Consider the following 18470-nt stretch of genomic DNA (forward strand, 5'->3'; position numbering starts at 1 on the left):
CCCGGAAAACAAGAGCCTGAACGCAAAAACAGGCTGGGCGAAAACCACCCAGCCTGCTTTTTCAGACCAAATATGAACGAACTCGAAACTTATTTGACAGAAGTAATCGCGTTACGGTTCTGGGCCCATGCGCTTTCATCATCACCAACTGCGGTCGGGCGGTCCTTACCGTAGGAGATGGTGGAAATGCGGGAAGATGCAACACCTTTGGCAACCAGGAAGTCACGTGCCGCATTGGCACGACGCTGACCCAGAGCAATGTTGTATTCTTCCGTGCCACGGTCATCGCAGTTGCCAGCAACTTCAACGTTGACCTGCGGGTACTGAGCCAGCCAGGAGGCCTGCTTCTGCAGGGTGGTCTGGGCGTCAGAAGTCAGGCCGCTCTTGTTCAGATCAAAGAACACGCGGTCCCCAACGTTGGCGACCAGATCGGCTTCACTACCGGGAACAGGGCCGCTCGGCTGTGCCGTTGCTGCACCCGTGGACGCACCGGTATCGGCCTTTTCATGCGCACAGGCAGAAAGAAGGGCAACCATACCAAGTGCAGCGATAAACTTCAGTCTCATGTGTCGGATCCTGAGATTAGTTCAATATGAGAACTATTCGGAGAGAAAAAACAAACTTAAGTGCTTGCATCCCCGCGTATTCTTCTGCTCCTCTCCGAAGCCTTCGAAGAGCCGACGAATTTTGGAGACCACCTTGCCCTAAGCCATAGCTTATTCTTCCGGTCAAGCGACATCTCAGATTTAGATGACAGCCATTCGCAAACCGATGCCAAATAGCCACATAATGGCATCAAAGGCAGCAGTTTACTAAGCATGCGAAGTAATCGAATCGCAAATCTGGATTTTTATTTAGAAAAACGCTCCCTTCTCTTTGGGGAGTCGAAACCGTCATTTTCCTATTATCCGCCTCAATACGGCATAAAAAAGGCGGAGCGGGGTTTTTTCCCCGTCCCGCCTTCATTGGCTTTGGCTCGTGCCTTATGGCGCAAACCCGGACCGTTACCCGTTAAGGGGTGACCATGCTGGATCAGACGCCTGACCGGGTGTTGGCAGGACGCGATCATTGAAGCCCGTAATGTCCACCATACCGATGGTTGAATTAAAGCCTGCGCCCCCTGCGCCAGCGCGGGTCTGGCGGCAATAGGCCAGAACACGGCCGTTGGGGCAGAAACTCGGGCTTTCCACTGTAAAGCCTTCGGTCATGATCCGTTCGCCCGTGCCATCCGGGTTCATGACCCCCAGAGAGAAGCTGCCATTGGCAATGCGGGTAAAGGCAATCAGATCCCCACGCGGAGACCATACCGGAGACCCATACGTGCCATTGCCGTAAGAAATACGGCGTGCCCCGCCGCCAGACGCACTCATGATGTACAACTGCGGGCTGCCGCCACGGTCAGAGTTGAAAACAATCTGTGAGCCATCGGGGCTGTAGCTGGGGCTGGTGTCAATGGCGCCGGATGCCGTGATCTGGCGACGCGAGCCAGAGGCCAGATCAACCACAAACAGGTCTGATCCACCATTACGGGTAACGGACAGAACAACGGAGCGACCATCTGGAGAGAAACGGGGCGCGAAGGAAATGCCCGCAAACTCACCCAGAATCTGCTGGCGGCCACTGCCGAGGTCAAACAGATACACCCGCGGACGATTATTGGCGTAGGACATGAAGGCCACCTGATCCTTCACCGGGCTGAAGCGCGGTGTCAGGGTCAGCCAGTTGCCAGCCGTCAACATGCGGGCGTTCGCACCGTCCTGATCCATGATGGCAAGGCGTGTACGCTGATGGGCCCGCGCGCCAGAGCGGGAAATGAAGGCGATACGGGTATCAAAGTACCCTTTTTCACCCAGCATGCGCTCATAGATCACATCCCCCACAATGTGGGCAATCCGACGCCAGTTGGCGGAAGAGGTTGTGTAGGCCGTGCCCTGAATCTGCTGCTGTGTCAGTACATCCCACAGACGCATTTCCACCCGGACCGACCCGCTGCCGGAAACTGTGCCCGTTACCAGCGCCCGTGCACCGGTTGCTTTTGCGGTAGAGAAATCCGGCGCGCCCGTGGAGGCCCCACCCGGCAGAACCTTGAACAGGCCTGTATTGGTCAGATCATTGCTCAGCACTTCAGCAATCTGAGCACCCAATCCACCACCAAAATTGGGCAGGATAATGGGGATCGGTGCCGTGCGGGCCTGATCAACGGTAATTTCCGCTTCCGGCGCGGCGGCAGCGGCAGCCATGGCGGAAAGCGGGGTTGCCAGCAGGCCCCCAGCTGCCAGCCCGGCTCCCATCACGGTACGGCGGCCCAGAAAAGACTTCAGGTTGTCGGCATCCTGGTCAGAAATAATCGGCCGGGTATTCGTCAGCATACGTTTTTTCTCCCTGTGGCCTGAATCAAGGCCTGAATATAAATTTCAACTGCCGGGTCTGACCCAGAAGGTTTTTGGGAATTGGCAGCTTGGAACAGGTAGGGCTCAAAACCGCCGCCCGCGCCCGTTCCGCCAGAGCACGATAGGAAGGATCAGCGTTCATCTGTGCCTGTGTCTGCGGAGCAAACTGCACAATACGCGCCTCCCCTGTGGCATCCACCGTCACAATCAGGTGCGCCACAAAGGTCGCGTAATTCTTTGCGGCCGTATCTTCCGTATAGCAGCGGCGCACAGCTCCCCCGATGGCCTTCTGCTCACCCACACTCAGGCTGCGCGTAATATCCCCTGTGGGTGACCCACCCCCATTGGGCGCACCACCCTGCACGGGGTTGGCCTTTGCCGTGGGCGCATGCGTCTGCTTCTGGTCCGACCGGAATGAATCCAGTGTCTCCAGCAGGGAATGGCTATCCGTCTGGGTTTTCTTCGCCTTGTTCGGCTGCGTGATATGCGACGGAATAGGCGTATCAGGCAGCGTATCCGTGGGTTCAGTCACGGGAGAAGGCGGCGCCACGCTCGGCGTCGCTTTTGGGGGCGACGGCGGAGACGGCGGCGTTTTCACCACATCCGGAGAAGGCTCATCCGCTTTGGGTGGAATGGGCGTATCAGGCAGCTTTTCCGCTTCTGGCACAGGCGGTGGCGGAATAGGCTGCGGTGGGGGTGGCGGAGGTGGCGATTCCTCGTTCGGAACAGGCTTGGGCGGTTCCGGCGTAGGGGGCGCATCATTCGGCACAGGGGCCGGAGCGGGCGCAGGTGTCGGGGAAGGCTTGTCAGCCTTGGCCGTGGAGCCGCCACTGTCAGCGCTTTCAAACTGCATTTCCACAACCGGAGGAGGTTCCTCCGGCGGCTTGGGGGCTGGCAGGGAAAGAAGAAGCGCCAACAGAAGCGCAATGTGCGCTCCGCCTGACAGATAGAGAGACCGCCGAAGCAGAATCTGTTCGGAACGGCGTGGCCGCACCATGAGTTTGTCCTCTCCGCGTGGGAGAATTTAGTGCCCGCTGCTGGCGGGTTGCTGCGCCAGCAGGGCCACGTGGGTGAAGCCGCCTTCGGTGATCTGCCCCATCACCTGCATGACACGCCCATAATCAATATGAGCATCACCACGGACAAAAATACGGTGTTCCGCATCGTTATTGGCAGCAGCCTTGAGCTGCGTCACCAACTGATCCGGCGAGACTTCGGAATCTCCCAGATAAAGCGTTCCGTCAGACTTGATGGACACCGTTATGGGCTTGGTATCTGAATTAACGGGCCGGGCATCGGTCTTGGGCAGGTCCACGTTCACGCCGCTTGTCAACATGGGGGATGTGACCATGAAGATGATAAGCAGAACCAGCATGACGTCCACCATAGGCGTCACGTTGATTTCGGCCATCGGACGCCGCCTGCGGCGCCCTCCTCCTCCCGACGGCATCGCCATGGCTCAGGCCCTTTCTTCGGACTGGCGGGAAAGAATGGCCGCAAATTCCGTGCCAAACCCTTCCAGACGGTCCTGGAACAGATCAAGGCTGTTGCTGATCACGTTATAGGCCACATAAGCAGGTACAGCCGTAAGCAGGCCAATGGCCGTTGCAAACAGGGCTTCTGAAATACCGGGGGCCACAACGCTCAGATTGGTGTTGTGCATGGCGGCAATGGACGCAAAGGAATGCATGATCCCCCACACCGTGCCAAACAGGCCGACAAACGGTGCAACGGGCGCCACTGTTGCCAGAAAAATCACCCAACGGCGCAGGCGGTCCATTTCACGCGTCACCGTAATGCCAATGGCACGGTCAACACGTTCCTTCACGCCGCCGCGCACCAGATCCACACCGGGGATACGGGCAGAACGCCGCCATTCCCCCATAGCGGCACCAAATACGGCAGCCAGCGGGTGCACCGGCTTGGCGCCATCACTTTCATACAGATCATCAAGGCTGCCGCCAGACCAGAACCGGTCTTCAAAGGCTGAGGCCTGTTTGTTGATCCGCCGCAGTGTAACAATCTTGTCGAAAATAATGGCCCAAACCATCACGCTACACAGCACAAGCCCCAGCATGACCAGTTTGACCATAAAGGAGGCATTCATAAACATGCCCCATACCGACAGATCTCCCGCCGCTGCTACGCCGAGATTTGCCGCGTCAACCGCACGATCCAAAAACGCCTCCTGCCTCTGCACCCATAGTGGGCAACCAGTCACCGACTCGGGCTTTTACCTATGCTGCCCAACTGCACCGTTTTTACTGTCTTCCGTGCGAAAGCAGAAGAGGGCCTCTACTCTTCCGCTTCAAGTCGGCGTAAAAGATCACGCCATAACGGCGGAAATCGGGCAGGACGACCATCTTTTGCTTTGACGCAGGCCAGAACCACGTCAACGCGCGCGCAAAATTCATTACCGCGGGTAAAAACCTGCTCAAGCCTGCAACTTGCCGCCTTCTGCTCAAGCAGGCGCGTGGTGACAGTTGCAATATCATCAAGCGTGAGCGGCACCCGGTAATTGATCGTGGCGTCCCGCACCACAAACACCAGCCCGAACTCTGACAAAAGGCTGGCCGCTGGCATGCCCAGGCTGCGAATGGCCTCCGTGCGGGCCCGCTCGGCAAACGCCAGATACCGGGCGTGATACACAATGCCCCCTGCATCTGTATCTTCATAATAAATGCGAAAATCGATGCTATGCGTGGTCATTCGCCCTCCTCATCTTCCGGCAGAAGATCCATCTGGGCTGAACGCGGCTCATCCGGTCTGGCCGGTGGGGTCAGACCCAGATGCCGCCAGCCCCGCTCCCCAAGCATGCGCCCCCGACTGGTACGCATAATGAGCCCTTCCTGAATCAGATAAGGCTCAATCACGTCTTCCAGTGTGTCCCGCGCTTCAGCCAAGGCGGCTGCAAGTGTCTCTACACCAACCGGGCCGCCATGGTGGTATTCCGCAATGCGACGCAGGTAACGGCGATCCATGGCATCCAGCCCCAGTGCATCCACTTCCAGACGACTGAGAGCCGCATCCGCAACCTCACGACTGACGGGAGCCGTGCCTTTGCCGCTTACCAACGCAAAATCCCGCACCCGGCGCAGTAGACGCCCCGCAATACGGGGTGTGCCACGGGAACGGCGGGCAATTTCCTCCGCCCCTTCGCTGCTAAGCGCAAAGCCGAGCTTTTCCGCACCGCGCGCCACAATCAGCCGGAGTTCATCCGGCGTATAGAACACCAGCCGAAGCGGAATACCAAAACGGTCCCGCAAGGGCGTGGCCAACAGGCCCGCACGGGTTGTTGCCGCCACCAAGGTAAAGGGGGGCAGATCAATTCGTACAGACCGTGCGGCCGGGCCTTCCCCAATAATCAGATCAAGCTGGAAATCTTCCATCGCGGGATAGAGAATTTCCTCGATCGCGGGCTGCAGGCGATGAATTTCATCAATAAACAGCACATCCCGCGGTTGCAGGTTGGTCAGGATGGCCGCCAGGTCACCAGCCCGTTGAATAACCGGGCCAGATGTTGCCCGAAACCCGACCCCGAGTTCACGAGACACAATCTGCGCCAGTGTGGTTTTGCCCAACCCCGGTGGCCCATGCAGAAGAACATGGTCCAGTGCCTCTCCCCGCTGGCGGGCAGCGGCAATAAACACGGCCAGATTTTCCCGACTCGCACGTTGCCCGGTAAAATCCGCCAGAGTTTGCGGGCGAAGCGACCCTTCTCCCGCATCATCCTCGTGGCGGCCGGCGTCGATTTCCCGTTCAGGCGTGAAGTCAGCACCGCTCATCGGGCCAGCTCCTTCAGGCTATCCCGCAGCACTGTATCCAGCGTGGCGGCTGCACCACGTTCGTCCAGCAAGCGCCGCACAACCGGCACTGCCTCCGAGCGACGGAAACCCAGACCGGCCAGCGCCATCAGGGCATCCGCCTCGATCCCGCCGCCCGGTGTGGCCGCAGCAGGGAACACAATCCCACCGCCGCCACCGGGCATTTTACCCGCTTTATCACGCAGTTCCGTCAGGATTCGGTCGGCCAGACGCCCCCCTACACCCGGTGCACGGGTCAGGCTGGCTTTGTCCGCTGTGGAAAGCGCAGCCACCAGTTCACCCGGAGAAAGTGTGGACAGAATCCCCAAGGCCACTTTGGCCCCAACGCCCTGCACGCTGGTCAGGAGCCGGAACCATTCGCGTTCCGCGCTTTCCATGAAGCCGTACAGAAGAATGGCATCTTCCCGCACCACTGTTTCAATCAGCACGCGGGCTTTTTCCGGCGGATTGGGCAGCGCCGCCAAAGTACGTGTGGACGCCGAGACCAGATATCCCACGCCGTTCACATCAATAACGCACGATCCTGTTTCAACCTGAATGACCAACCCGCACAGAAACGCAATCATGCCATTCTTACCCCGGCCGCAATGTGGCGGGCGCTGGCCCGATGATGCGCATGGCAAATGGCCACCGCCAATGCGTCAGACGCATCTGCCCGCAAAACCTTAACCCCAGGCAGCAGACGGCGTACCATCATTTCCACCTGATCCTTATCGGCAGAGCCTGTGCCCACAACAGATTTTTTAACAGACAACGCGCCGTATTCCGCCACGTCCAACCCGGCCAAAGCCGGAGCCAGAAGGGCCACGCCACGCGCGTATCCCAATTTGAGCGTGGCGGTGCCGTTACGGTTAACGTAAGTTTCTTCAACCGCCGCTTCAGACGGAGCCAGACGGTCTATCAGCAATGTCAGGTTTTCGTGCAGCACCTTCAGCCGGTCTGGCACGCTATCCGCGCTGTTGGTTGCAATCACGCCGTTTTCAACGTGCCGCAACCGGTTACCCTCGACATCAATCACACCCCAACCGGTAAACCGTAGGCCGGGATCAATGCCGAGCAGGCGCACCACTGTCAGGAAGACAGTTTTTCGGCCAGATCATCCGGCAGATCAAAATTGGCGTAAACGTTCTGCACGTCGTCATTGTCTTCCAGAACGTCCAGCAGCTTGAACACGCTGGTGGCTTTTTCTTCATCCAGCGTCACGCTGTTTTCCGGCCGCCAGTCCAGCTTGGCGCTTTCCGGCTCACCAAACTTGGCTTCCAGCGAATCCCGCACGGTAAAAAAAGATTCCACTTCACAGGTGATCTCATGCGTTGTGTCGGAAGACACAACATTTTCAGCCCCTGCTTCAATGGCGGCTTCCAGCATGTCATCTTCTGAAGCCACAGAAAGCGGATAGGTGATCACACCAAGGCGACGGAACATAAAGGAGACCGAATTGGTTTCCCCCAGAGACCCACCATATTTGGAGAACGCCGCGCGCACATCAGATGCCGTGCGATTACGGTTATCGGTCAGGGCTTCCACAATAACAGCAACGCCAGCCGGGCCGTAACCTTCGTAGCGCACTTCCACATAATCTTCACCGCCCGCAGCGCCCGTCGCCTTCTTGATGGCGCGGTCAATATTGTCCTTGGGCATGTTCACATCACGCGCGGCGGCAATAGCCGCCCGCAGGCGCGGGTTGGACGCAGGGTCAGGCAGGCCGGAACGGGCAGCAACCGTCAGTTCACGAATAACCTTGGCAAACTGTTTGGCCCGCTTGGCATCCTGCGCACCTTTACGGTGCATGATGTTCTTAAATTGGGAATGACCCGCCATAGTTCCTTACCTAACTGTCCCGTCCACACTCCCGCCTGCTCAGATCAGGCGGCCATGACAATGTTTATATTTTTTGCCTGAACCACAGGGGCATGGCGCGTTACGCGGTGTTTCGCCCCAGCTTGACGGATCATCCGGCATGATGGCGCTGGCCCCGATGGGCACTGCCATTTCAGGCGCAGCACCCGGAGACAATCCCGGTCCGGGTTCGGACTCAAAGCCGGGAATTTCCGGGTTTGCGTGAACTTCTGCTGTATCCGCAAACGGATCAACCGTGCCAGCCGGAGCCACTTCCACGCGCGCCACCAGAGACACAACGCGTTCGCGCATTTCTTCAAGCATGATGGTGAAGAGCTGGAAGGCCTCATGCTTGTATTCGTTCAGCGGATCTTTCTGGCCGTATGCCCGCAGCCCGATGCCCTGACGCATCTGATCAAGCGCATGCAGATGCTCTTTCCAAACGGCATCATAGGTGGTCAGCAAGACCTGTTTTTCAATGAACCGCATCAGATCCGGGCCAAGATTGGCAGCCCGGGCGGCATGTGCCTGCGTAGCAGCCTGACTGATGCGCTCAGCAACCTGCTCCGCATCCATGCCGTCTTCCTTCGACCATTCGGCAATCGGCAGATCAAGTGCGAATGTCTTGTTTACAGCCGCATGCAGGCCGTCCACATCCCATTGTTCCGCAAAGGATTTTTCAGGAATATGGCGCGCCACCATGGCGTCAATCACATCTTCCTGCGCTTCCGCAATGATGGAGGACACATCCTCGGTAGACATGTATTCCCGGCGCTGGGCGTACACTTCCTTGCGCTGGTCATTCATCACGTCATCATATTTGAGCGTGTTCTTGCGCATGTCGAAGTTGCGGGCTTCAACTTTTTTCTGCGCCCGTTCCAGCGCCTTGCTCAGCCAGGGGTGAACAATGGCCTCGCCTTCTTTCATGCCCATTTTCTGGAACATGCCGCCCATACGGTCAGACCCGAAAATGCGCATCAGGTCATCTTGCAAGGAGATAAAGAACCGCGAATTGCCCGGATCACCCTGACGCCCGGCGCGACCCCGCAACTGGTTATCAATCCGGCGGCTTTCATGCCGCTCGGTGCCGATAACAAACAGGCCACCGGCCTGCTTCACAATCTCATGGTCACGGGTCACACGGTCCCGAATGGCCTGCTCGGCCGCATCCCGTTCCGGTGACGGCTCCATGCCTTCAAGCTGCTGCTCTATCAGCATGTCAACATTGCCGCCCAGCTTGATGTCCGTCCCACGTCCGGCCATGTTGGTAGCAATGGTGATAGCACCCGGAGACCCCGCCTGCGCCACAATCTTGGCTTCCATTTCATGGAAGCGGGCATTGAGCACATTATGGGGAATGTTTTCCTGCTTCAGCAGGGCGGAAAGCGCTTCACTTTTCTCAATAGAGGTCGTGCCCACCAGAATAGGCTGGTTGCGCTCATGCACCTCACGGATAAGACGCGTGACAGCCGCGAATTTCTCCGCTTCCGTCAGATAGATCTCATCATCTTCATCTTTGCGGGCAACTGGCCGGTTGGTGGGAATTTCCACCACATCCAGCTTGTAGATTTCCGCAAATTCGTCGGCCTCGGTCATGGCCGTACCGGTCATGCCGGACAGTTTGGGATAAAGACGGAAGAAGTTCTGGAAGGTGATGGAGGCCAGCGTCTGGTTTTCCTGCTGGACCTCAACATGTTCCTTGGCTTCCAGCGCCTGATGCAGCCCATCCGAATACCGGCGGCCTTCCATCATGCGGCCGGTGAATTCATCAATAATCACCACCTTGCCGCCCCGCACGATGTAATCCACATCGCGCGAGAACAGGGTGTGGGCGCGCAGAGACTGCTGCACGTGATGAACCACAGCCACATGATGCAGGTCATACAACCCGCCTTCATCCAGCACGCCAGCCTCCCGCAGTAGCTCTTCCACCTTATCGGAACCAGCATCCGTCAGCACGACACTGCGGAATTTTTCGTCCTTATCGTAAGTGGAGAGGTCCTGCACCAGCCGGACCACCACTTCATCAACCGCCCGATACAATTCGGAACTATCTTCCGCCGGGCCGGAAATAATGAGCGGTGTGCGGGCTTCATCAATCAGGATGGAGTCCACTTCGTCCACAATGGCATGGTAGAAGGGGCGTTGCACCATCTCTTCCAGGCGATATTTCATATTATCGCGCAGGTAATCGAAGCCGAATTCGTTATTGGTGCCGTAGGTGATATCCGCCGCATAAGCCGCACGGCGAGCTTCATCAGGCATGTTGGGCACGATCGTCCCGGTGGTCAGCCCAAGAAAACCGTAGAGCTTGCTCATCTCGGCAGCATCACGCGAGGCGAGGTAATCATTCACCGTCACCACATGCACGCCCTTGCCAGCCAAGGCGCTGAGGTACACTGCCAGCGTTGCCACCAGCGTCTTGCCTTCGCCGGTGCGCATTTCGGCAATACGGCCAGCCTGCAGCACCATGCCGCCAATAAGCTGCACGTCAAAATGCCGCATACCCAGCACCCGGCGGGATGCCTCACGCGCCACAGCGAACGCTTCGGGCAGGAGGCTGTCTAGCGTGGCCCCCTGGGCCAGCCGGTCACGAAACTCTCCCGTCTTGGCTGCAAGCGCGGCGTCATCCAGCGCCTGCATCTGGGGTTCCAGGGCGTTGATTTCCGGCACGCGGCGCTGGAACATCTTGAGCGTCCGATCATTGGCAGTGCCGAACAGGGCGCGGACGAAGCTTGCGAGCATGAAAACCTTTCCGGAACAATGCGCGACCCCTTCCGCCTTCCATCCGGAACCAGACCGGCGGAGACAGAACAAGGCATCAGCATGGAGTGGCTCGGGGGCAAAATAGGGCCGAGGCCGCCTGCGGTCAACCAATCACCCCGGTTTCTTGCCTTGCACCCGGCAAGAGGGCTTGCAGGGCTGGGGAGCCTCCTTCATAGAGGTAACACTGTTTAGTCCTTAGTTTAGGGTTTGTCCTCATGCGGTTTACCAAACAGGCCTTCGCTCTTGCAGCTACGGCCCTGCTTGCCTCCACTGCCTTTTCTGCTTCTTCTTTTGCGGCTCCTGCCGCACCGGCAGCAGCTCCTGCCACACCAGCAGCTCCTCCAGCAAAGCCGGTAGACCCCAATGCCGTGGTCGCAACCGTGAATGGTGAAAAAATCACGGTGTCTGATGTGCAGGACGCCCTGTCCAACATGCCACCGCAGATGCGTCAGCTGCCGCCGAACCTGATCTTCCCGATGCTGGTCAATCAGCTGGCTGATCAGAAAGCCATCCAGATTGTTGCCCGCAAGGAAGGTCTGGACAAGACGCCAGACGTCAAGAAAATGATGGATGCTGCTTCCATCAATGCGCTGCAGAATGCATGGCTGTCCAAACAGGTTACGCCGCAACTGACGGATGCCGCCATTGAGCAGTATTACCAGCAGAATTACGCAGGCAAGCCGCCGGAACAGGAAGTGCATGCCCGCCACATCCTGCTCAAGACCGAAGCTGAAGCTACTGATGTTATCAAGAAGCTGAAAGCTGGCGCAGACTTTGGCAAGCTGGCTGCAGAAGTTTCAACCGATACCGGCAGCGCCAAGCAGAACGGTGGTGATCTGGGCTGGTTCAAGAAGGAAGACATGATTCCGGCCTTCTCAACCGCCGCTTTCGCCATGAAAAAAGGCGAAATCAGCAGCACGCCGGTCAAGAGCCAGTATGGCTACCATGTCATTCAGGTGCTTGATACCCGCACCGATCCCGTGCCGTCCCTGGACAGCGTGAAAGACAAGATCCGTCAGGCTCTGATCCAGAAATACGTGCGTGAAGCCGTTGGCAAAGCCACCAGTAATGTCAAGATTGTCCGGTTTGATCCCTCAACCGGCAAGCAGCTTCCTGATGCACCTCCTCCCGGCACACCGGGCGCGGCACCGGCTGCTCCTGCCAAAAAATAATCTAACCTGCCCACCCTCTTCCAGCCGCCATGCCTCCTGCATGGCGGTTCTGCCGTTTCAAGGACATAAAGCGTTATGGCACACGCCCTCCCCGTTTCTCCTCTCGCCCGGCCTCTTCCTGAGCTTGGTGTTATTCGCGGGGTGCGCCTTGGCGCGGCGGAAGCAGGTATCCGTTACAAAGGCCGGACAGATTTGGTTCTGGCCGAGTTTACCCCCGGCACCACGGTGGCGGGTGTCTTTACCCAGACAAAATGTGCTGGCGCACCGGTTGACTGGTGCCGCTCCGTGCTACCGCACGGACAGGCAGGGGCGCTGGTGGTCAATGCCGGGAACGCCAACGTCTTTACCGGTCGCGCAGGCCGCGAAACCTGTGAAGCCACGGCGGAAACCGCAGCCAAACTGGCAGGATGTTCGCTGGATGCCGTCTATCTGGCCTCCACTGGTGTGATCGGGGCGATTCTTCCGCATGAGCGCATTACAAATGCGCTGCCCGCGCTGCACACTGCACTCAGCGACACCGGGTGGGAAGCCGCAGCACGCGGCATCATGACCACTGACACGTTTCCGAAAGCCGCTGTGCGCACTGCCACACTGAACGGGACCACTGTGACCATTCAGGGCATTGCCAAGGGCAGCGGCATGATTGCGCCAGATATGGCCACCATGCTGGCGTTCGTGGCGACCGATGCCGCTCTTCCGGCACCTGTGTTGCAAAGCCTGCTTTCAGCAGATGTCAAAACCACCTTCAACTGCATCACGGTCGATTCTGATACCTCCACCTCAGACATGGTTCTGCTGTTCGCCACAGGTGCGGCACAGAATCCGCCTGTTGCAGCAGAAATTGACGCCCTGAATGACGCTGCACTGGCAGATTTCCGCGCAGCCCTGAAAGCGGTGCTGCATGACCTGGCACTTCTCGTCATTCGGGACGGAGAAGGGGCCACCAAGCTCATGAACATTCGGGTGACGGGTGCAGTCTCTGATGCGTCCGCATGGCGTGTTGGCATGGCCATTGGCAATTCCCCGCTGGTGAAAACCGCTGTTGCTGGAGAAGACGCAAACTGGGGTCGCGTTGTCATGGCCGTAGGCAAATGCGGCGAACCGGCAGACCGTGACACACTTTCCGTTTCAATAGGCGGTGTTTGCATTGCCCGTGATGGCACGGTTGTGGCGGACTATGATGAAACCCCCGTGGTTGCCCATATGAAGCGGCAGGAAATTGATATCGCCGTTGATCTTGGCCTTGGCACAGGATCAGCTCAGGTCTGGAGCTGTGATCTGACCCACGGCTATATTGATATCAACGGCTCCTACCGCAGTTAGCCCCGCCGCCCACACGGACGGTTCATGTTCGCTGCTTCGCCAGCAACAGTTTTTAAGGAACAGGCCTGATGTCCGCTTCTGATCTGCCGCCCGGCTGGGGAGGCCCGTCGCAACATTCGGATAACGGTTTCTATACGCCGCAGGAGGGCATTGGCCGCCCGATGTGGATTTACGCTGGCTTCTGGTGGCGTGTGTGGGCTTTTATAATTGATAGCGTCATTCTGAGCGTGGTGGATGGCGTGCTGGGCTTCTTCATGCTGCCTGACCTGAAAGTGGAATGGGAGGAAACCCCCATTCCCGACGCATCCGGCCAGACCATGGATGTTGTGGATATCGCCTCCTTCGTGCAGCCGGAAGCGGCTTCCGTCCTTATTCCGCATATTCATGCAGGCAACTGGCATCTGCCCAGCCTGTTTTTGGCACTGCTTCCGGCCCTGTATTTCATTTTCTTTGAATCGTCCTCCTTCCGCGCCACACCGGGCAAACGGCTATGCCGTCTGGAAGTCACCACCACCCGCGGCAGACAGATTTCCATTGGCCGGGCGACGGTGCGTTTTCTGGTAAAGGCCTTCATCTCGTTCCCGTTTTTTTACATCGGGGTGCTGATGGTGGCTTTCACCCGCCACAAACAGGCGCTGCATGACCTGATTGCGGATACGCTGGTTATCCGGTCTGAAACTGCACAGGTTGTGACTTTCGAACCCCGTTCCTGAAACGCCGGCCATCCCTGCCCTCCGGCGGTCTTGATACTGCCGGAATTGCCCCCTACCCTTGAGCGCACTTATCGGGCATTCACCGCCCATTCTCTCATCGCGCTGAATACAAGGAGACGGCACGCCATGGCGGCAACAAGCCTGGAGCGGGGCTCGACCAGAACTCAATCTGCTTTTTCTTCGTCTTTATCTTTATGGAGCAGATCTTTCTTTACGCTCTGCTGCCTCTGCCTGTTTCTGGCAGGTCTGGCACCCGGTTTCGCCTCTCTGGCGCACGCGGCTGATACGACCCCGGCCTCAGCCTCCAGCGCAACAGGCTCGCTCAGCAAGGATGATGCCCAACAGCTTCTGAACGTGCTGAATGACCCGAAAAAGCGCGAGGATTTCACTCACACACTCTCCCTGATGGCAAAAGGCCTGCCTGCCGCAGCGCCAGCAGCCAAACCCGCCTCCTCCGCACCAGCCGTTGTAGATAGCGATGTCAATTCAGAGCTGGATAATCTGACATCATCCATGCAGGGATATGTTCAGAACTTTGCCGGTTTGTTCAAGGATCTGGGGTTTGTCGGCTCATGGTTCCGCAGCCAGATCAGCAATCCGGAAACCCGGAAAACCCTGCTGGACGCCTTCAGCCGCGCCGCAATCATTCTGCTGGCAGCTCTGGCTCTGGAACGCGGCACCAGCCTGATGCTGAAAAAGCCGCTTACCGCTGTCACCTCTCATGCGGAAGCCCGCGAACGCAAACAGGAAGCTTCGGCCGCAGTCGAAACCGTGCAGGCGGCAACCTCCACACCCGATGGAGACAACACTCAGACCCGCGCGGATGATCAGAGACGGCGGAATGAAGTCATGCGCTATCTGGTGCGTGTGCCTTACAATTTCCTGCACTTCCTGCTCAAACTGCTGCCCGTGGTTGTGGTTCTGGCCATCGGCTATCTGGGCGCGGAATTTCTGACCACCACATCGCAGGCGCGCACCGTCACCATTACGCTGACAAACGCCTATGTTGTGGCGCGTGGCCTGTACCTGCTTCTGGAAACAGGGCTCGCCCCTCGTTCTCCGGCCATCCGGCTTATCCCTGCGCAGGATAACACGGCACGGATGCTGACCCGGTGGTGGAACGTACTGGTTGCTGCTCCCTCTCTGGTCATCTGTCTTTCCACACTGGGCAGCGAATTCAATCTGGCCCCCCGCGGCACGGAAGCCATGCTCCGTGCAGTGGTGCTGGTGCAGCATCTGATCATTGCCGCCTTTATCTGGCGGGTGCGCCATATTGTGGCCAATTCGCTCCAGCCGTCCCCTGAACTCCGTAAGAATGCCTTCTGGGCCTTTGTCGGGGCCATGGCGCGCTTCTGGTGGATTCCCGTCCTGTTCCTGGATATTGCTCTGTGGTTTGTGTGGGCCGCACACCTGAAGGGCGGCTATCAGTGGATCCTGCGTGGCACCCTGCTCACGCTTGTCTGCCTAGTTCTCGCGCGTCTGATCGCTGTGCTGGCTTACGGGTTGCAGGATCGTCTGTTCCGTATCAGCGATGCCGTGGAGGCCGAATATCCCGGTCTGCAAAAACGGGCGGATTATTACTATCCCTTCGTGCGGCGCATGCTGACGGTCTTTATCGTCTTTGTTGCCGCCATCAGCATTGCGCAGAGCTGGAACATCCCCAGCTTCCATTTCTTCTTTGAAAATCCGCTTGGCTCGCGTCTGGTCAGCGCCGCCGTGATCCTGACACTGGGTCTGATCATCGCCTCCGTGGCGTGGGAAGTTATCAACGGCCTACTGAACAAGCAGATTGACCGTTACACAACATCCTCCCAGTCAGCTCGGGCCACGCGGCTACGCACCATTCTGCCCATTATCCGTACCGTGCTGCTGGTGTTCATTGTGGTGATTGTCACCGTCACAACGCTCTCCCAGATCGGGATCAATGTCACACCCCTGCTGACAGGTGCCGGAATTCTGGGTGTGGGCCTGTCTTTCGGGTCCCAGAGCTTGTGGAAAGACGTGATCACGGGCTTCTTCATGCTGGCGGAAGACGCCATTCAGGTAGGAGACTGGGTCACAACCAGCGGTGTTGCAGGCACAGTGGAACAGCTTTCGATCCGAACACTTCGTGTCAGATCTTTTGATGGAGATCTACACATCATCCCGTTCTCATCCGTTACCTCCATCGCCAATACCGGCAAAGGTTTTAATCAGATCATTGTCCGACAGACACTTGACCTGACGGAAGATTCTCAAAAAGTGGCTTATATTATGAGCACTGTGATCAAGGAGATGCGATCAGAAGAAGCGTTCCGTCATATTATTTTCTCTGATTATAATGACCTCGGCGTGGACAGCAGCGACGGCAACGGTGCTGTGCTAATCGGCACCATCCGCACCGCTCCCATGATGAAGTGGAAGGTCCAGCGCGAATTCTATCGCCGTCTGGCAAATCGGATGGCCCAAGCCGGGGTCAAATTCTACACGCCAACGTCCTACTATACCACGCCACCGGGCAACGCCATGCATCTGGCGATGGACGCCATGCCGGAATGGGTGCCACCCCAGCCACAAGGCACAGGATCAACTGCCGCACACTCAGCACCAGCCGCCTCCCTGGCGGATGCGCAGCCCACTCAGGCCGTCTCGCCTTCTGACGAAAAGCCGCAGGGCAAACCCTCACCTCAAGGTCCAGCTCATGCCTGATGATACAGACTGTCCTTCTGGTCAGACCATCCTGCAAATGGTCAAAACTCTGGAAGACCCGCTGGCTGAGACGGGGTTCACTTACCAGCAGGAGACCTTCATGCGCCCCCTGCTGGAACAGTTTGGCCTGAAGCAATGGAATGACTTTGCCGAAAGCTGGAACCATCTGGGAGTAGATCGGTATATGGCGGATGGCGGCCGTTACCGCCGCCGCCGTTACGCCACATATTCCCTCACGCAGGACGAGATTCTGCGTAAGCCCCACCAGCCCCATTACCAGAGCCGAGACTACAATACCCTGAATGGAGGAATTGAACGCTGGTTCAAGCCAGTCACCGCCGCAACGGGCCACCACCCGGCACTGCTGGCAATTCTGAAACTGACACATCGCATTGCCTCAGACCTCACCCCCGCAGAACAGCGGCCACATGCATGGCATGCGGAAGTGCACCAGTTCCGCATTGAGGCAAGCCCGGACTCCGCCGGTCAGCCAACGCCAGAAGGACTTCACCGGGACGGTGTGGACTGGGTGTGTGTTCTGATGGTGAGCCGTGAAAACATTGCGAGCGGGGAGACCACCATTCATGATCTCAATCGCAAGACGGTGGGCAGCTTTACCCTGACCCATCCGCTGGATACCGCTTTTGTTAATGATAGCCGGGTTTATCACGGGGTAACGCCCGTGAAACCCGTTGACGCATCCCGCCCGGCGCATCGAGATGTTCTGGTTGTCACTCTACGGCACCAATAAGGTGCCGTTTAAGGCAGCCGCCTACTGTTTATAGGATGTAAGAAGCAACTTGAAACGTCACACAGAGAGCACTGACGTAAAATCCAGATTCTATTTCTTCAGAACAGGATCAATATCCTACATAAGAAATAGCGTGTAGGCCAAGGGCGGCAAAACCAAACACAAACGCCATTGCGCCCACCATCTGAACAATTTCTTTCATACTAACGTCATGATCCTTCACTGGGGCCGCCTGAACGGGGGCAGGTGTTACAGGAATAACGGGGTCCGCCATCTCGGCGGAGGTTTCAGCCGTTACCGTGTTCCGTGTTTCTTCCACCGCTGCGTCATGTGCACTCGGTTCCTGCTGCGGCGTGAAGGGCTGCATGGGGACGGATGCATCATAAGATGACTCTGTTCCTGTCATGGCAAAACCCTTTCATTTTTTGCAATACAGACTTGTAATACACACTGATCTGGTGATCAATCATCCCTCCGTCAAGGGCGCTTGCCAAATAGTGAGCGCCCGCCTCCCACCCTCAGGGTATGGACGAACCGCGTCCAGGCAGGCACATGAAAGGAAGCCATCTTTTTGGAGAGCCTGCCATGAAACGCCTGTTTGCTCTGTCTTTTGCCTGCGTAGCTGCATTGGGCACCAGTGCCGCCCTGCCCTCCACTGGGCATGCCGCAGATGCTCCTCCGCCGCTGGCGGATGCCCATACGCAATACCCCACCAGCCTGTTTGAAGGGCAATGGGCCATCATGGCCATGAGCCCTGTGACCGTAGCGGCCAACAAGGCGTTTGGACCGGCGGCCCGGTTGTTGGTGACACTGCCGGATTCCCTCAAGAAAATTGTTGGGCAGGATCGCTTTTCGCTCGCCCGTCAGTCCGGCACATCCTGGAAAGGCACGACAGCGGACGCAACGCTCACATTTTCCCTGATTTCAGAAAATAGCGCACAGATCCATATTACCGGGAAGGACAACCACAAGATGGATCTCCCTCTCTACCGCGATGACTGAAG

The 18470-nt window shown here is 57.8% G+C and carries 18 protein-coding genes; 6 read left to right on the forward strand and 12 right to left on the reverse strand.

Annotated elements, in window-relative coordinates; genetic code table 11:
• Positions 1-89: 89 nt before the first annotated feature.
• The 11 genes from pal to secA form a co-directional block, all read right to left on the reverse strand.
• Positions 90-566 (reverse strand): peptidoglycan-associated lipoprotein Pal, encoded by a 477-nt coding sequence (gene pal, locus AD944_RS10345; RefSeq protein WP_035382583.1) that lies wholly within the window; start codon positions 564-566, stop codon positions 90-92.
• A 438-nt stretch (positions 567-1004) separates the two neighbouring features.
• Positions 1005-2369, reverse strand: coding sequence for a Tol-Pal system beta propeller repeat protein TolB (tolB, locus tag AD944_RS10350; protein ID WP_006559844.1), 1365 nt, complete (start codon positions 2367-2369; stop codon positions 1005-1007).
• A 25-nt stretch (positions 2370-2394) separates the two neighbouring features.
• A complete protein-coding gene (locus AD944_RS10355) occupies positions 2395-3387 on the reverse strand; it encodes a hypothetical protein (protein ID WP_006559843.1) in 993 nt (330 codons plus the stop codon).
• A gap of 27 nt (positions 3388-3414) precedes the next feature.
• A complete protein-coding gene (tolR, locus tag AD944_RS10360) occupies positions 3415-3846 on the reverse strand; it encodes a protein TolR (RefSeq protein WP_035382576.1) in 432 nt (143 codons plus the stop codon).
• 3 nt (positions 3847-3849) lie between these two features.
• Positions 3850-4590 (reverse strand): protein TolQ, encoded by a 741-nt coding sequence (gene tolQ, locus AD944_RS10365; RefSeq protein ID WP_176364784.1) that lies wholly within the window; start codon positions 4588-4590, stop codon positions 3850-3852.
• 95 nt (positions 4591-4685) lie between these two features.
• Positions 4686-5099, reverse strand: a complete 414-nt coding sequence (gene ybgC / locus AD944_RS10370; protein WP_035382572.1) for a tol-pal system-associated acyl-CoA thioesterase — start codon at positions 5097-5099, stop codon at positions 4686-4688.
• Positions 5096-6175, reverse strand: coding sequence for a Holliday junction branch migration DNA helicase RuvB (gene ruvB, locus AD944_RS10375; protein WP_006557693.1), 1080 nt, complete (start codon positions 6173-6175; stop codon positions 5096-5098). Before ruvB ends, ybgC begins: the two co-directional genes overlap by 4 nt.
• Positions 6172-6780 (reverse strand): Holliday junction branch migration protein RuvA, encoded by a 609-nt coding sequence (gene ruvA / locus AD944_RS10380; protein WP_006557694.1) that lies wholly within the window; start codon positions 6778-6780, stop codon positions 6172-6174. The genes ruvB and ruvA overlap by 4 nt, the downstream gene beginning before the upstream one ends.
• On the reverse strand, positions 6777-7283 hold the full coding sequence (ruvC, locus tag AD944_RS10385; RefSeq protein ID WP_006557695.1) for a crossover junction endodeoxyribonuclease RuvC: 507 nt from the start codon (positions 7281-7283) through the stop codon (positions 6777-6779). The genes ruvA and ruvC overlap by 4 nt, the downstream gene beginning before the upstream one ends.
• Before the next feature lie 2 nt (positions 7284-7285).
• A complete protein-coding gene (locus tag AD944_RS10390) occupies positions 7286-8035 on the reverse strand; it encodes a YebC/PmpR family DNA-binding transcriptional regulator (protein ID WP_035382568.1) in 750 nt (249 codons plus the stop codon).
• A gap of 39 nt (positions 8036-8074) precedes the next feature.
• Complete coding sequence (gene secA, locus AD944_RS10395; RefSeq protein WP_045541773.1) at positions 8075-10798, reverse strand: preprotein translocase subunit SecA; 2724 nt, start codon at positions 10796-10798, stop codon at positions 8075-8077.
• 236 nt (positions 10799-11034) lie between these two features.
• Between secA and AD944_RS10400 the strand changes: the two genes are divergently transcribed.
• The 5 genes from AD944_RS10400 (at position 11035) to AD944_RS10420 (ending at position 17466) form a co-directional block, all read left to right on the forward strand.
• Entirely contained in the window at positions 11035-11991 is a 957-nt protein-coding gene (locus AD944_RS10400) for a peptidylprolyl isomerase (RefSeq protein WP_035382566.1), read from the forward strand.
• 75 nt (positions 11992-12066) lie between these two features.
• Entirely contained in the window at positions 12067-13314 is a 1248-nt protein-coding gene (gene argJ, locus AD944_RS10405) for a bifunctional glutamate N-acetyltransferase/amino-acid acetyltransferase ArgJ (RefSeq protein ID WP_045541774.1), read from the forward strand.
• Positions 13315-13382: 68 nt separating this feature from the next.
• Positions 13383-14027 (forward strand): RDD family protein, encoded by a 645-nt coding sequence (locus AD944_RS10410; protein WP_045541775.1) that lies wholly within the window; start codon positions 13383-13385, stop codon positions 14025-14027.
• A gap of 33 nt (positions 14028-14060) precedes the next feature.
• The gene (locus tag AD944_RS10415; protein WP_373317149.1) at positions 14061-16715 is read left to right on the forward strand and encodes a mechanosensitive ion channel family protein; all 2655 of its coding nucleotides are present in this window, start codon (positions 14061-14063) and stop codon (positions 16713-16715) included.
• Entirely contained in the window at positions 16708-17466 is a 759-nt protein-coding gene (locus AD944_RS10420) for a 2OG-Fe dioxygenase family protein (protein ID WP_045541776.1), read from the forward strand. Before AD944_RS10415 ends, AD944_RS10420 begins: the two co-directional genes overlap by 8 nt.
• Before the next feature lie 109 nt (positions 17467-17575).
• On the opposite strand, the gene AD944_RS10425 is transcribed toward AD944_RS10420, so the two are convergent.
• Complete coding sequence (locus AD944_RS10425; protein ID WP_035382558.1) at positions 17576-17872, reverse strand: hypothetical protein; 297 nt, start codon at positions 17870-17872, stop codon at positions 17576-17578.
• A gap of 179 nt (positions 17873-18051) precedes the next feature.
• On the opposite strand from AD944_RS10425, the gene AD944_RS10430 reads away from it, so the two are divergent.
• Positions 18052-18468: a hypothetical protein gene (locus AD944_RS10430; protein ID WP_145912797.1), complete on the forward strand. Its 417-nt coding sequence runs from the start codon at positions 18052-18054 to the stop codon at positions 18466-18468.
• Positions 18469-18470 lie beyond the last annotated feature (2 nt).

Origin of the sequence: Acetobacter tropicalis (assembly GCF_001580915.1) — a bacterium.
GTDB classification, from domain to species: Bacteria; Pseudomonadota; Alphaproteobacteria; order Acetobacterales; family Acetobacteraceae; genus Acetobacter; species Acetobacter tropicalis.

Excerpts from the sequence above, each read along its gene's own strand:
- tolR (WP_035382576.1), bottom strand. The coding sequence starts at position 3,846 with ATGGCGATGCCGTCGGGAGGAGGAGGGCGCCGCAGGCGGCGTCCGATG.
- AD944_RS10425 (WP_035382558.1), bottom strand. The coding sequence starts at position 17,872 with ATGACAGGAACAGAGTCATCTTATGATGCATCCGTCCCCATGCAGCCC.
- tolB (WP_006559844.1), bottom strand. The coding sequence starts at position 2,369 with ATGCTGACGAATACCCGGCCGATTATTTCTGACCAGGATGCCGACAAC.
- pal (WP_035382583.1), bottom strand. The coding sequence starts at position 566 with ATGAGACTGAAGTTTATCGCTGCACTTGGTATGGTTGCCCTTCTTTCT.
- AD944_RS10355 (WP_006559843.1), bottom strand. The coding sequence starts at position 3,387 with ATGGTGCGGCCACGCCGTTCCGAACAGATTCTGCTTCGGCGGTCTCTC.
- ruvB (WP_006557693.1), bottom strand. The coding sequence starts at position 6,175 with ATGAGCGGTGCTGACTTCACGCCTGAACGGGAAATCGACGCCGGCCGC.
- ybgC (WP_035382572.1), bottom strand. The coding sequence starts at position 5,099 with ATGACCACGCATAGCATCGATTTTCGCATTTATTATGAAGATACAGAT.
- argJ (WP_045541774.1), top strand. The coding sequence starts at position 12,067 with ATGGCACACGCCCTCCCCGTTTCTCCTCTCGCCCGGCCTCTTCCTGAG.
- AD944_RS10390 (WP_035382568.1), bottom strand. The coding sequence starts at position 8,035 with ATGGCGGGTCATTCCCAATTTAAGAACATCATGCACCGTAAAGGTGCG.
- secA (WP_045541773.1), bottom strand. The coding sequence starts at position 10,798 with ATGCTCGCAAGCTTCGTCCGCGCCCTGTTCGGCACTGCCAATGATCGG.
- AD944_RS10430 (WP_145912797.1), top strand. The coding sequence starts at position 18,052 with ATGAAACGCCTGTTTGCTCTGTCTTTTGCCTGCGTAGCTGCATTGGGC.
- AD944_RS10410 (WP_045541775.1), top strand. The coding sequence starts at position 13,383 with ATGTCCGCTTCTGATCTGCCGCCCGGCTGGGGAGGCCCGTCGCAACAT.
- AD944_RS10420 (WP_045541776.1), top strand. The coding sequence starts at position 16,708 with ATGCCTGATGATACAGACTGTCCTTCTGGTCAGACCATCCTGCAAATG.
- AD944_RS10400 (WP_035382566.1), top strand. The coding sequence starts at position 11,035 with ATGCGGTTTACCAAACAGGCCTTCGCTCTTGCAGCTACGGCCCTGCTT.
- ruvA (WP_006557694.1), bottom strand. The coding sequence starts at position 6,780 with ATGATTGCGTTTCTGTGCGGGTTGGTCATTCAGGTTGAAACAGGATCG.